Here is a 12,888-nt window from a genome sequence, read left to right as displayed (position 1 = left end):
TGGAATGATCTCTTTCACCAAATTTAAAAGATTATCCTTTTAATAATAGAATAAAAGAGAAATGGGGGGGGGCGAAAGAATGTTTCATGAATGGAAAGCGATCATTGAAAAAGAGCTGTCGGGGAGGCAGGCTTATCGATATGCCGAAAGAATTGGACAATATCATCGGATCCAGGCATCACCTGGATACAGACAAGCGGCAAAGGAAGTCTTGCAGCTGCTCAAGAGGGATGGGGTGGAAGCTGAATTAGTGTCCTATCCTGCCAAGTTCGGCGAGCGGTACTTGTCCCATCATTCTTTTCACGAATGGGAATGTGAACATGCAGAACTTTGGATTGAAACACCTGAGCGCAAACGGATTGCCCGGTTTGAAGAAGAAGAGATCTCTGTGATCCAACGAAGTGTCTCCACACCACCTGGAGGGATCCAGGCTGAACTCGTGGTGATTGAAGATGCAGAGAATGAAAGCAGCTATCAGGGCCTTGATCTTGAGGGGAAAATCGCACTGGTGAGGGGCAATCAGTTTATCGTTCATGCACTGGCAGTCGAGAAATACCACTGTGCAGGTCTCATATTCGATAATCTGGCAGAATTCACTCCCATCCGATCCCGTATGGATATGCCTGACACGAGGCAATATACCTCGTATTGGTGGCATACGGAGGAAGAAGCAAAGTCATTCGGATTTGTCGTTTCCCCACGAATAGGGGAAGAGCTCAGACATTTAGCGAAACATCAAACCGTCACAATGAAAGCGTCTGTTACATCACACTTAAAAGAAGGACAGCTCGAAAATATCGAGTATGTCATTCCTGGTAAAAAAGAACAGGAGATCCTGCTCGTCAGTCATCTTTGTCACCCTTACCCTGGTGGACAGGACAATGCATCAGGACCAGGAACCTTAATGGAAGTGATGAGGACCTTAACCAGACTCATAAGAGAAGGAAAACTGCCAAAACCGGAGCTTGGCATCCGATTCCTGATGATGCCCGAAATGACAGGAACTGCCGCATATTTTCACCAACATCCGGATCGTATCCCTCTTACAGTTGCGGGATTGAACTTGGATATGGTGGGAGCTGATCAAACAAAAGGAGGAGGTCCCCTTTGTATAGAACAGCCCCCCATGGCTAACCCGACCTTCGTCGACCGGTATCTGTATCGCCTGGTGGAAGAAGTGGCAACCAATACAAGTAATTTTACCGGAACGTCTACCTATAGTACGGTGCATTATGTCAAAACACGGTTTTCTGGAGGAAGCGATCACTATATCATCTCAGATCCAACGATCGGCATTCCGTGTCCGATGCTGATTCAATGGCCGGACAAGCATTATCACACGACGTCGGACTCTCCTAGTAATCTCGATGAAAACATGATGAAAGTAGTGGGAGCCGTTACCTCCCTATATGGCTATGGCTTAGCGACTGGGGAAGAATCAGAAGGGCTCTCCTATACATCCCATCACTTAGGAAAAATCGGAACGTATCTAAGTGAAGCGAAAGACTGGCTGGTGAAAGGGAATCGAACGAAGGAAGAGAGCCATCAAGCTTACGCACTCTTTTCTCAATATGAAGAACAATCTCTTGATCAACTAAGTACATATGCCAACCATAGAGGGTTTAGAAGGTTACAAGAGTATCTAAAGCAAATGAGAAACATGATTCAACGACAAGCGGATCTGATTTGGGAAATTGCCGAAACCGAAGCGATAGACAAACCAATTCGTGAGGAACAAGTAGATCAAGAGTGGATGAACTGCATCTACCGCAGAAACTACAAAGCCCCGATCCGATTATCGGATGAAATCAAAGGGCTCTCTTTAGAAAGACGATTGCACTGGCTGAACGTTATAGAACGGAAAGCACCGATGGGGTATGCTGACTTCATCTTTTACTGGATGGATGGAAGGCGGACCATAAAAGAGATAATGGATGTAACAAACTATGAAACTGGGCAATGGTATCCCGATTATGTTGAGGCATTGGTAGAGTTGTGCAGGGAGTTGAAGGTGATTTCGGTAGTCAATTAAATCTTTGGGCCTAAGTCTCGGTACACTGCTGTTTAGCGTAATGGGACTCAGGTACAGCCTTATTATGGTTTAACATTTCGTGAAACCATTAACGAATAAAAGAAGGAAATAAGATAAAGTTGTCAAATCTATTCAAAAGTACGAAATATTTTAGGAGGTCATTCCATTTGAGTATCCCTTTCGAAGTGAAAAGAATCTTCCAGGTTTCCAAAGAAGAAGCATATGCGAGTTTATTAGACCTTGAATCTGCCAAACAATGGATGCAAGGGTTAGTGGGAATAGAGAGGATGGATGAAGGACCACTCCGTGAAGGTAGTGAGTGGAAAGAAACGAGGAAGATGTTCGGCAAAGAGGCTTCAGAACATTTTGAGGTAGTGGAGCTGAAAGAGCATGATAAGATTGTGCTGCGATGCGACGGTACGAAGGGGACGACAGGCAAAGGAGAATTTATATTTACCTATTTGCTGACTTCATCAGGTGATCAAACAGAGGTTACGTTACTTGGTGAAATCAGAGGACTGACCGGACTGTCGAAATTGTTCGGTAAATTAATGGCAGGCGTCTTTAAGAAGGCTTGCGCAAAGGATTTGGATTCCTTGAGAGATTATTTGGAGAAAAATAAAGTGACAAGCTCCTGACAGTGCCAATCGGAAATGGTATAATAAGCATGAAAGTATCTTGTCGTAAACATGATTGCTTTCATACAAGAGATGAATGATTGTTTTCCGCTCCAATTAATTAGGAAAATTATCGATAAAAACAGTCTTTTTAGTAGTTTTGATTTCGTACATTTATTATAGTGATAAAACCTTTTTAGGAAGTGGATTTTTATAGAGGCAGCTCTATTTTCGCCACACAATGTCAATTGACAATTGTGTGGTTTTTTTATGTGTAGAAAAGGGGGAGAAAAAATGAAAACTTGGCAATATGCATTGATTGTTTTTTTGGGTGGATGCTGTTATGGAATCTTATCTACATTTGTCAAACTTGCTTATTCAGCAGGGTTTTCAGTAACAGAGGTAACAGGTGGCCAATATTTATTTGGAGCTTTGCTTACCTGGGTGCTGGTTCTGTTTACAAAAAAGAAAGGAATACCTTTCAATCAAGCTTTCAAACTATTATTATCTGGAATTCCATTTGGACTGACAGGTGTGTTCTATTATCAGGCGCTGCAGACACTTAATGCTTCGCTTGCAATCATTTTTCTATTTCAATTTGTTTGGATTGGCACACTATTTGAGTGGATTTTATATAAAGAAAAACCAACTAAAGGTAAAATCATCTCAATTGGCATACTAATAATCGGCTCCATTTTAGCTGCTGGCGCAGTTGCAAAGAGTGAAGTTGTTCTATCCATGCAAGGAACTGTCTGGGGATTACTTTCGGCTTTGACGTTTACCACTTTTATAACACTCAGCAGTTCTGTCGGAAAAGATTCTCCACCCGTCTTGAAAAGTGCTTTCCTTTCCACAGGTGGTTTAATTGTCGTATTTTTAATATTTCCACCCACGTTTTTATTTGATTTACCTACCTTGACGGGGGTCGCACAGTATGGTTTATTGCTCGGCTTTTTTGGCGTTGCTTTACCACCTCTCTTATTTTCAATCGGCATGCCCCATGTTGGACCAGGACTTGGCACAATCTTAACTGCTTCTGAACTTCCAGTGGCTGTAACCATGTCCGCTCTAATATTGGCTGAAGTAGTCAGTTTTTCACAATGGATAGGAGTTATCATCATTTTATGTGGAATTGTGATCGGCAATTTAAAATTAAAAGGGAGAATAAAATCCATATCGTAATGGGAGTACAATGATAAAAGAATAAAAGAAAGGTCCGTCCCTCATTGCGGTAAAGTTTTACCGTGGTGAGGGACGGACCTTTTGTTTTCTTTTGATCTAAACGTATTGAACAGGGAACCTGAATGGAGAATCAACTATGATTACGAGTAGGATTAATTCCCTTCCTTATAAACAAAGTAATCAAAATCAGCATGCAATTTCTGTCCGGAAGTGTCCTGGCATTGCATTCCGACGAAGGCTCCTGTAAAGAAGCCGCCTCCCTGGATGTAATCGTCTGATAGTTTGTGAGAATCCAGCTTAACAGGGATCTTTGTCCAGTTTTCTCCGTCAAAGGAGTATGAATATTCATAGATGGCAGTGCTTACATTTACACGCAAGTAGACAGATTCGACGTCTTCCGGGATGACGATTGGGTCATCTTTCAGCAACTGGCTGAAGGTGAAGTTGTCACAGACGGTCAGATCGAGAATTCGGCCGTGTTCTTCATGCCAGGTGATTTGCAGGGCAGACCAGTTTTGCGTATTGTAGTAGTTTACTAGTCCGGCTGCCTGCTGGAAAGTGTCCGGGTTAAAGGCGACCTTGGTTTCGGCAGTGAAGTTGAAATGCTGCCAACGTCTTGCGATATGGGCCTGTGTGAATTTTGAAGATAACGATTCTCTGCCATATAGACGGAGGTGTCCAGGATTATCCTTTAATGAAACGATGTCTTCACCCAATGGAATGCGCAGGGATTGGAAGTGAAGATTCAGAGAGTCACTATTAAAGTCGTCCTTCTCTTCAATATCTCTTTCCCATGGAACTTCTTCAACAGCAGGTCCCTGGATTTCTACTGACGGCTGGTTGCCTCCTGTGACGTAAGGCCAATCATTCTTCCATTCAAGACGCTGGATGGCGGTTTCCCGACCTAGGGGGCAAAAGCCGCGTGGGTCAAGCATTGGTTTATTTTCCTGCGGCAGCGGGCGTCCTGTTAAATGGACAAGGAACCATTCATCTGTATGGGTCTGAACGATGGAAGCGTGTCCGGCTTTTTGCAGCGGGTTTCTTGGATAAGGGAACGACGTGATCAATGGATTGTCAGGATGCACTTCATATGGTCCCCATAGATCCTTCGAGCGGGCGATGGTGGCCTGATGATCGTATTTCGTTCCGCCTTCTGCTGTGAGAAGGTAGTAATAGCCGTTTATTTTGTACAGATGAGGTGCTTCCGTCAGCTTGATATCCGTGCCTTTGAAAATGATTTCCTTTTTGCCGATCAGCTTTCGTTCGCTCACACTGTATTCCTGCATGACGATGCCGTAGAAGTTGTGATTGCCGACGCGGTGATCCCAGAGCATATTGACGAGATACTTCCTGCCATCTTCATCATGAAATAATGAAGGGTCGAAGCCTGAGCTGTTCAAATGGATCGGTTCAGACCACTCGCCGTCAATGGTTTCGCAGGTAACGAGGTAATTATGGCTGTCCTTCCACTGTCCTTCGACAACTTTCACATCGGTGTAGATCAGCCAGAACCTGCCATCACGATAAGAGAGGGCAGGGGCCCAAATCCCGCCTGAATCGGGGTTGCCCAACATGTTCAATTGACTGAGGCGGTTCAGGGGACGGGACACGAGTCGCCAATTTTTTAAGTCCTTTGAGTGGTAGATCCCGACTCCCGGAAACCATTCGAAGGTAGAAACGGCAATGTAATAATCCTCTCCTGCACGGCAAATACTTGGGTCAGGATTGAAGCCTGGTAAAATCGGGTTTTGAATCGTTGTCATTGTTCTGCACCTCTCCTATAGAAAATAGATTTACACTTCCTGGATATCGATGGTCAAGAAGTTTTCACTTGCATAAGCAGCCACGCCCAATGCAGTGGCATGAGTGGATAACTGTGAAAAATCGATGCTCAAATCTTTCTGATGCGTAAACAGAGTCTGACCTTGTTTCTTCTTTAATGGTTCTTCCAGCCATTTAGAGCAAGATGCCAGGCGATTTCCGATGATGACTTGTTCAGGATTGAAGATATTGATGATGTTATTGATCCCGATTCCCAGGTATCCGCCGATTCCTTCGAATACACGAATGACATTTGCATCCCCGTTTTCAGCTAGTTCATTTAAGCTTTCAAGAGAAAGCGTCTGGCCGTTTTCCGGCTGGATGCCGTGCTCTGTGGCAGAATGGACGAGTGCTTTTTCCGAAGCATATAATTCCCAGCATCCCTGGTTCCCGCATCGGCATTCCGGACCATCGACTTCAATGGTCATGTGGCCAAGTTCTCCGGAAAAACCGTTATTTCCTTTATAGAGTTGACCGTTTAAAATAAGGCCGACGCCGATTCCGATCCCGACACTGACATAAATGATATTGGTGGAATCTTTACCTGCACCGAATTTCTTCTCGCCGTAAGCCCCCGCGTTTGCTTCGTTCTCGATTTGAACGGCAATGTTATATTTGGCTTCCATAGTCTTTTTAAGGTTGATATTCTTCCAATTTAAATTTGGGGCGAGGAGAATCTCTCCGTCTGTGCTGACCGTTCCCGGCACTCCGATTCCGATTCCTACCAATCCATAGGGGCTTTCAGGCATTGACTCAATAAGAGAATCGACAATGGTAAACAGTTCGTCCTTTATTTCTTCATACGTTAAATCATGAAATTTAATCAGTTTTTCATTCCTGATGTTGCCCTGCAGGTCGGTCAGGATTCCGAGAATATAGTTCACACCAATATCGACCCCGATGGAGTATCCGGCTAGATGGTTGAATAACAGCATGACGGGTCTTCTACCGCCGCTTGAGACTCCGGGACCGGACTCGAGGATCAGGTTTTCGTTAAGGAGCTCACTTACCTGGGAGGAGACCGTTCCTTTGTTCAGCCCTGTTTTATTGGCAATGTCTGCTCTTGAGATAGGGGTGAATTCCTGAATGGTTTGTAAGACTAATGACTTGTTGCCTTTTTTGACAACATGCTGATTGTAGGTTTGTGACATTTTCATTTGGAAGCTCCATTCTTTCTCAATTTTTCCTTTAGTGTACCATTTTCTAATTCTATTATAAACTTAGTTTATCCACTAGACAAACATTGTTTTCGGTGGTAATCTAAAATCAGTAACATATCTGGTTTCAAAAAAACGAATATTGGGGGTATTTAGTTTGAGAAATAAGAAAGCGGTTACAACAGTCTTCACTCTTTTTTCCTCTCTGTTACTGATCACCGGCTGTTCTGGTTCAGATGAGAAAGCCAATGGGTCCGGAGATGAGAAAACAATCGAGTTCATGCATCTTTGGCCTGAAGGAAGCTCGAAGCAGCACAATGAAATTGTAAGCGGAATCATCAAGGATTTTGAAAGTGATCATCCCGATGTGAAAGTGGACCTTGAGGTGTTGAGTAATGAACAGTATAAAGATAAGCTTAAAGTACTATCAACTTCGAATGAATTACCGGATGTGGGGATGACATGGGCTGCAGGATTCCTGGATCCGTATGTAAGCGGGGAGAAGTTTGCACCTTTAGATGATTTGCTTGAAGGGGATCTAAAGGACAAATTCGTCTCAGGCACGGCAGAAGCGTATGCGGTTGATGGAAGTACATACGGACTGCCCCTTGAATTGAACATTGCCACGGTTTTCTACAATAAAGCGATTTTCGATAAATATAACTTAGAAGCACCGAAAACATATGAAGAATTGGAAAATGTCGTGAAGACATTGAAGAAAAATGATGTAGCACCAATCGCTCTTGGAAACAAGGATCGCTGGACCGGATCGTTATGGTATATGTACCTGGCGGATCGGATAGGCGGGGGAGACGTTTTGACGAATGCGATCAACCGATCTGGTTCGTTCGAAGACCCTGCACTTGTTTCAGCTGCGGAAAAAGTACAGGATTTAGTTGGTATGGACGCTTTTGTCAAAGGATTCAATGGTCTCTCAGATGAAGAAGCGAAGAGCATGTTTATGAACGAACAGGCTGCCATGTACTTGATTGCGACATGGGATCTGCCAAACTACACAACCAATGAAGATGTTCCACAGGAATTCAGGGACTCTGTCGGATACTTCAACTTCCCGACGGTTGATGGAAATGGGGATATGAACAGCTTTGTCGGTGGTCCAGGGGTAGGGCTATTCGTTGCGGAAGACTCAGATGTGAAGGAAGAAGCGAAAGAATTTGCCTCCTTCTTCGTACAGGAATGGGGAGAGAAGTCGGTGACAGATGCCGGGGTCATCCCTGCCACGAAGGTCGATGCTGAATCATTGGATCTTCCGGATATGTATGTCGACGTATTGGATGATCTAAACAACGCCAGCAACATTACATTATTTGCAGACGTTCAAATGAGCGCAGATGTTGCACAGGTTCACTTGGATATGATCCAATCGCTCTTTGGTAAAGAAGTTACACCGGAGGAATTTGCAAAAGAACATGAAAAGGCACTTTCGGAAGAATAATAGAGTTTCTGATGATCAGTTAAAGAAAAGGACATACCCATAAGCTGGATTGTCCTTTTCTATTTTTAAATATGGGGTTGAATGTTATGAATAAAGTAATGTCTAACAAGTGGATTATCGCCTGTTACGTTCTCCCTGCACTCCTTTTGATCGGTGTATTCATATTCATCCCATTAATCCTGACTGCGTACTACGGTTTGATGGACTGGGATGGCATCGGGGAGATGGAGTTCATAGGGCTTGATAATTATATCCATGCGATTTCTGATGAGAAGTTCTGGGATAGTGCACTTCATTCCTTTTTACTTGCTGTATTTTCAACACTTAGTCTGATTATTTATCTGGCAATCTCGTTAATATTGGCATCAAAAATAAAAGGGGCCGATCTATTAAGGAAGATCTATTTGATTCCGATGCTCCTGTCATCCGTCGCTATCGCCCAGTTGTGGATCAAGGTTTTCAATCCGTCGAACGGGATGCTCAACAGCATACTGATGGCGATTGGGGTTGATGATCCGCCCGCGTGGCTTGCAGAGCCATCCGTTGTATTGTATGCCATCTTCATTCCGATTCTATGGCAATATGCGGGTTTTTACATCTTGATATACTATGCTGCTTTGAAGAATATCCCGGAATCCCTGGTGGAAGCTGCAAAAATCGATGGAGCGACGCCTCTTCAAATTGCCTACAAAATCAAGCTTCCTTTAATAATGGGAGTCGTGAAAGTGACCATCGTGCTGGCGGTTGTCGGATCACTGAAATATTTTGATCTGATTTATGTCATGACCGGCGGTGGGCCGAATGGGGCAAGTGAGGTAATGGCTTCCTATATGTATAAACTGGCTTTTTCAAGTAATGACTTTGGATACGGAAGCGCCATCGGCTTCCTGCTGTTGATCATCACATTAATCGTGACCGTCATCGTCCGCAAAGTTACAGCGACTAAAGAAGAAATTCAATATTAAAGGGGGTAAGACTATGAAGCGTGCGGGTTACTTTATTCTCTATCTTTGTTTAGCCATTGTCGCGGTCTTTCAGATATTCCCAGTCATTTGGCTGTTCCTGTTTTCATTAAAGGATAACCAGGATATCTTCTCGAAATCTCCTTTTTCTCTGCCTTCTGAATTCAGATGGGAGAATTATGCGAAGGTATGGGAAGGCGGAATCGGGATTTACTTTTGGAACAGTATCTGGATTACAGGTGTAGCGATCATCTTAACGGTATTATTTGCAAGCATGGCGACATTCGTCATCACCAGAATGCAGTGGAAGCTAAGTAAACTGGTATTGGGATTGTTTATGGTAGGGTTGATGATTCCGATTCATTCAGCCATCATCCCGCTATTCAGCATGTTCTTAAATGTGAATTTAATTGATAATCCATGGTCGATCGTCATTACGTATACGGCCTATAACCTACCGATTACGATGATGATTCTGCTTGGCTTCTATTACACCTTGCCGCGGGAAATAGAAGAGGCCGCGATTATGGACGGATGTTCGGTTCATCGGATGTTTTTCAAAATCATCCTGCCGATGACGATCCCGATTATGTCGACGACGGTTATTATCAATATGATCTACAATTGGAATGAGTTTGTCTTTGTGAACACATTTATCAGCTCCGACGAATACAAAACCCTTACCGTCGGGATTCAGAATTTTATCGGGCAATACATGACCGATTGGGGAGCCATTGGTGCCACGCTTATTATCAGTGTGCTGCCGATCCTGCTGGCATTCCTCTTCTTCAGTAATAAAGTTGTGGAAGGGATCTCTTCAAGTGCGGTAAAAGGATAAGCAATGAAAAAAATCACTTCTTCTTTTATTCAATTGCCTCTGATTAACACTGTTGTTGATTCCTGCTTTGGAACTAGGAAAATCAACCATTCGTGTAAACGGAGTTCAATGATAAAGAGAAAAGTGATTTTTTTACGCTCTTTTCACAAAGATTGTTGTTTTGTAACATAAGATCTGCCAAGGGGAACCGCACCTCTTGAAAGCCAGTGTGGCTTAGTCGACAGGAGCTCGGAACGACCAATATCCGCCGGAGTCTGAGCAAGTTCCCCTCACCATCTAAACACGATTGCGTGACAGAGTTCAGCAGTGACATAAGGCAATCGAATAAGCAGGATATCTACCATAGAAGCTAACATTGATCGCTCAACACTTAGAAAGTTGATTGGAACGGAAGGTGCTCGACTCCTGCGGGAATAGCGGGAAAGTTGAGACCCCACAGGGCTTTAGCCCGAGGAGGCTCAACTCACGCCCCGCGGAAAGCGAGCATCCTGGAGTGGAAATCAACCAGCACTCGCTAATTGAAAACCACCAAACTTTACGAAAAAGAGCTTCTTATTATGACTGTTTCCCCTGAATCCGTTTAAATGCATGCAGGCTAAGCCATGTCGTGATAAAGGCATAAGCACTGCCGCCGAAGATAAACGCAATAGCCGGTACCAAGTACATGATAAAGAAAAGGGAACCGAGACAAATCAGCATCAACAGCGTATGGAGCGGATGGATCAGCATGATCAGAAACGCTTGTTTGAGCAGTCGCCGCACGCTCAAATCGAAATGCACAAAGGCCGGTAACAGATAAAAGGAGAAGAATAGAAAGAGCAGCATAAAGGCGAATAGCGGAATATGGGTCCAAGTGAACAGTTCACGGAGATCCATTTGGATATACCAAATATCGAGGCCGATCAGGAGTGCGGTCGCAATGATGACGATTCCTAAGCGGTTGCTCTTCCAGAATTCTCTTTTGTAATAAGTCAAGAAGGCGCTGAATACCGGTTCCTCCGTATTTCCCCTTAACCAATCCCGTACAATCGCGAACATGGCCACCGTAGAAGGAAAGAAGCCGAACAGGATGCCTCCTGCCAAGGTAAAGAGTACCCATAAAATATTTATGAAAGCGAAACGCGTGATCCATTCAAAGATGCTGTAGATTGCACTGTTTAACGTATTCATGGACATAACCACCTCCATCGATGAGTAAGTTGTATGCGCAATCATGAACTATTATACGGTATCGCGGCTTGTTTGACAGTAGTTTATAAAAACTTAGTTTATTCAATAGACAAACTAACGCTATGTTGCTATAATGACGTTGTAAGCATTTACATTACTAAATGGTACAGGCGGCCAACCGGTTCGTCCGCATATAAAGAACCTGTTATAAAAGCTGATCACGTTTCGAGTGGCAGTATGGAAAATCCGATTCATTATCGCTCATCCGGATGGGCGGTGAGCCGGAAGTTGAAGCACTTCATTATAAAATTTTAGGAGGAACGATCAATGGCTTATTTTAAGAACATCGACAAAATTAACTACGAAGGTTCAACATCAACCAATCCATTTGCGTTTAAATTTTATAATCCAAAGGAAGAAATCGGTGGCAAAACAATGGAGGAAATCCTACGTTTTGGTGTGGCTTACTGGCATACCTTCACGATGGACGGCTCCGATCCATTCGGAAGCGGTACAATGATCCGCTCATGGGACCAATATACGGGAATGGATTTGGCAAAGGCACGTGTAGAAGCGGCTTTCGAATTCTTTGAAAAGCTTGATGTACCATTCTTCTGTTTCCACGATGTCGATATTGCCCCGGAAGGAAGCAGCTTAAAAGAAACGAATCAAAATCTTGATACAATCGTAAGCATGATAAAGGACTACATGAAAGACAGCAAAACGAAATTACTTTGGAACACAGCGAACAATTTCACGCATCCCCGCTTTATCCATGGTGCTGCGACTTCCAATAGCGCAGACATCTTCGCCTACTCTGCAGCGAAAGTGAAGAAAGGATTGGAAGTAGGGAAGGAATTAGGCGCAGATAACTATGTATTCTGGGGCGGACGTGAAGGCTACGAAACCCTCCTGAATACAGACATGAAGCTTGAGATGGATAACCTGGGACGCTTCCTTCATATGGCTGTTGATTATGCGAAGGAAATCGGCTTTGATGCACAGTTCCTCATCGAGCCAAAACCGAAAGAGCCAACGACTCATCAGTATGATTTCGATGTGGCGACAGGCTTTGCGTTCCTTCAGAATTACGGACTGCAGGACCACTTCAAGTTCAATATCGAAGCGAATCACGCGACATTGGCCGGACATACATTCGAGCATGAACTGCGCTATGCACGTGTGAACAACATGCTCGGTTCAGTGGATGCCAACCAGGGCGATCCGTTACTTGGCTGGGATACAGACGAATTTCCGACAGATTTGTATTCTACCACTCTTGCAATGTATGAAATTCTTAAAAATGGAGGCCTTGGCCGCGGCGGATTGAACTTCGACGCGAAAGTCAGAAGAGGTTCTTTCGAGCCGGAGGATTTATTCCACGCACATATCGCCGGAATGGACAGTTTCGCAGTCGGGCTCAAGGTTGCTCAGAAGCTGATTGATGATAACGTACTTGATGGTGTGGTTGAAAATCGTTATAAGAGCTACACGGAAGGCATCGGTCTTGAAATCGTGGAAGGAAATTCAGACTTCCGCAAGCTTGAGGAGCATGCGCTGGGCTTAACCGAAGTGAAGCACCAATCAGGCCGTCTTGAGAAGATCAAGGCAACCATCAATCAATATTTACTGAAAGCATACGCTGGAGAATAA

General features: G+C 44.0%; 10 protein-coding genes. 7 read left to right on the top strand and 3 right to left on the bottom strand.

The features are described from left to right. Nucleotides 1-79: 79 nt before the first annotated feature. From F0342_RS01135 to F0342_RS01125, 3 genes are all read left to right on the top strand, one after another. Nucleotides 80-2,032, top strand: coding sequence for a DUF4910 domain-containing protein (locus tag F0342_RS01135; protein WP_188048352.1), 1,953 nt, complete (start codon nucleotides 80-82; stop codon nucleotides 2,030-2,032). Nucleotides 2,033-2,199: 167 nt separating this feature from the next. Continuing rightward, complete coding sequence (locus tag F0342_RS01130) at nucleotides 2,200-2,670, top strand: SRPBCC family protein (RefSeq protein WP_149154223.1); 471 nt, start codon at nucleotides 2,200-2,202, stop codon at nucleotides 2,668-2,670. A 273-nt stretch (nucleotides 2,671-2,943) separates the two neighbouring features. Further along, complete coding sequence (locus F0342_RS01125; protein ID WP_149154222.1) at nucleotides 2,944-3,831, top strand: EamA family transporter; 888 nt, start codon at nucleotides 2,944-2,946, stop codon at nucleotides 3,829-3,831. 152 nt (nucleotides 3,832-3,983) lie between these two features. On the opposite strand, the gene F0342_RS01120 is transcribed toward F0342_RS01125, so the two are convergent. Then, a complete protein-coding gene (locus F0342_RS01120) occupies nucleotides 3,984-5,594 on the bottom strand; it encodes a glycoside hydrolase family 43 protein (RefSeq protein WP_149154221.1) in 1,611 nt (536 codons plus the stop codon). 30 nt (nucleotides 5,595-5,624) lie between these two features. Beyond that, the gene (locus F0342_RS01115) at nucleotides 5,625-6,809 is read right to left on the bottom strand and encodes an ROK family transcriptional regulator (protein WP_149154220.1); all 1,185 of its coding nucleotides are present in this window, start codon (nucleotides 6,807-6,809) and stop codon (nucleotides 5,625-5,627) included. A gap of 157 nt (nucleotides 6,810-6,966) precedes the next feature. On the opposite strand from F0342_RS01115, the gene F0342_RS01110 reads away from it, so the two are divergent. The 3 genes from F0342_RS01110 to F0342_RS01100 all read left to right on the top strand — a co-directional run bounded on the left by F0342_RS01110 (nucleotide 6,967) and on the right by F0342_RS01100 (nucleotide 10,065). Next, nucleotides 6,967-8,265 carry an extracellular solute-binding protein gene (locus tag F0342_RS01110; RefSeq protein ID WP_149154219.1) on the top strand — a complete coding sequence of 433 codons (1,299 nt, stop codon included), beginning with the start codon at nucleotides 6,967-6,969 and terminating at the stop codon, nucleotides 8,263-8,265. 86 nt (nucleotides 8,266-8,351) lie between these two features. Continuing rightward, entirely contained in the window at nucleotides 8,352-9,230 is an 879-nt protein-coding gene (locus F0342_RS01105; RefSeq protein WP_149154218.1) for a carbohydrate ABC transporter permease, read from the top strand. Between the two features lie 13 nt (nucleotides 9,231-9,243). Beyond that, nucleotides 9,244-10,065 carry a carbohydrate ABC transporter permease gene (locus F0342_RS01100; protein WP_148967542.1) on the top strand — a complete coding sequence of 274 codons (822 nt, stop codon included), beginning with the start codon at nucleotides 9,244-9,246 and terminating at the stop codon, nucleotides 10,063-10,065. Nucleotides 10,066-10,620: 555 nt separating this feature from the next. On the opposite strand, the gene F0342_RS01090 is transcribed toward F0342_RS01100, so the two are convergent. Next, entirely contained in the window at nucleotides 10,621-11,235 is a 615-nt protein-coding gene (locus F0342_RS01090) for a YesL family protein (RefSeq protein WP_149154217.1), read from the bottom strand. A gap of 327 nt (nucleotides 11,236-11,562) precedes the next feature. Here F0342_RS01090 and xylA point away from each other — a divergent pair, with 327 nt between their 5' ends. After that, nucleotides 11,563-12,888: a xylose isomerase gene (gene xylA, locus F0342_RS01085; RefSeq protein WP_149154216.1), complete on the top strand. Its 1,326-nt coding sequence runs from the start codon at nucleotides 11,563-11,565 to the stop codon at nucleotides 12,886-12,888.

This window comes from Bacillus sp. CH30_1T, from assembly GCF_008364765.1.
GTDB lineage: Bacteria > Bacillota > Bacilli > Bacillales > Bacillaceae_B > Rossellomorea.
Note: the sequence above shows the minus strand (reverse complement) of the source record. Positions and strands in the feature narration are given on the sequence as shown.

Coding starts and splice junctions, on each gene's coding strand:
- F0342_RS01135 (WP_188048352.1), top strand. CDS start 80: ATGTTTCATGAATGGAAAGCGATCATTGAAAAAGAGCTGTCGGGGAGG.
- F0342_RS01125 (WP_149154222.1), top strand. CDS start 2,944: ATGAAAACTTGGCAATATGCATTGATTGTTTTTTTGGGTGGATGCTGT.
- F0342_RS01120 (WP_149154221.1), bottom strand. CDS start 5,594: ATGACAACGATTCAAAACCCGATTTTACCAGGCTTCAATCCTGACCCA.
- F0342_RS01115 (WP_149154220.1), bottom strand. CDS start 6,809: ATGAAAATGTCACAAACCTACAATCAGCATGTTGTCAAAAAAGGCAAC.
- F0342_RS01105 (WP_149154218.1), top strand. CDS start 8,352: ATGAATAAAGTAATGTCTAACAAGTGGATTATCGCCTGTTACGTTCTC.
- F0342_RS01100 (WP_148967542.1), top strand. CDS start 9,244: ATGAAGCGTGCGGGTTACTTTATTCTCTATCTTTGTTTAGCCATTGTC.
- F0342_RS01090 (WP_149154217.1), bottom strand. CDS start 11,235: ATGAATACGTTAAACAGTGCAATCTACAGCATCTTTGAATGGATCACG.
- xylA (WP_149154216.1), top strand. CDS start 11,563: ATGGCTTATTTTAAGAACATCGACAAAATTAACTACGAAGGTTCAACA.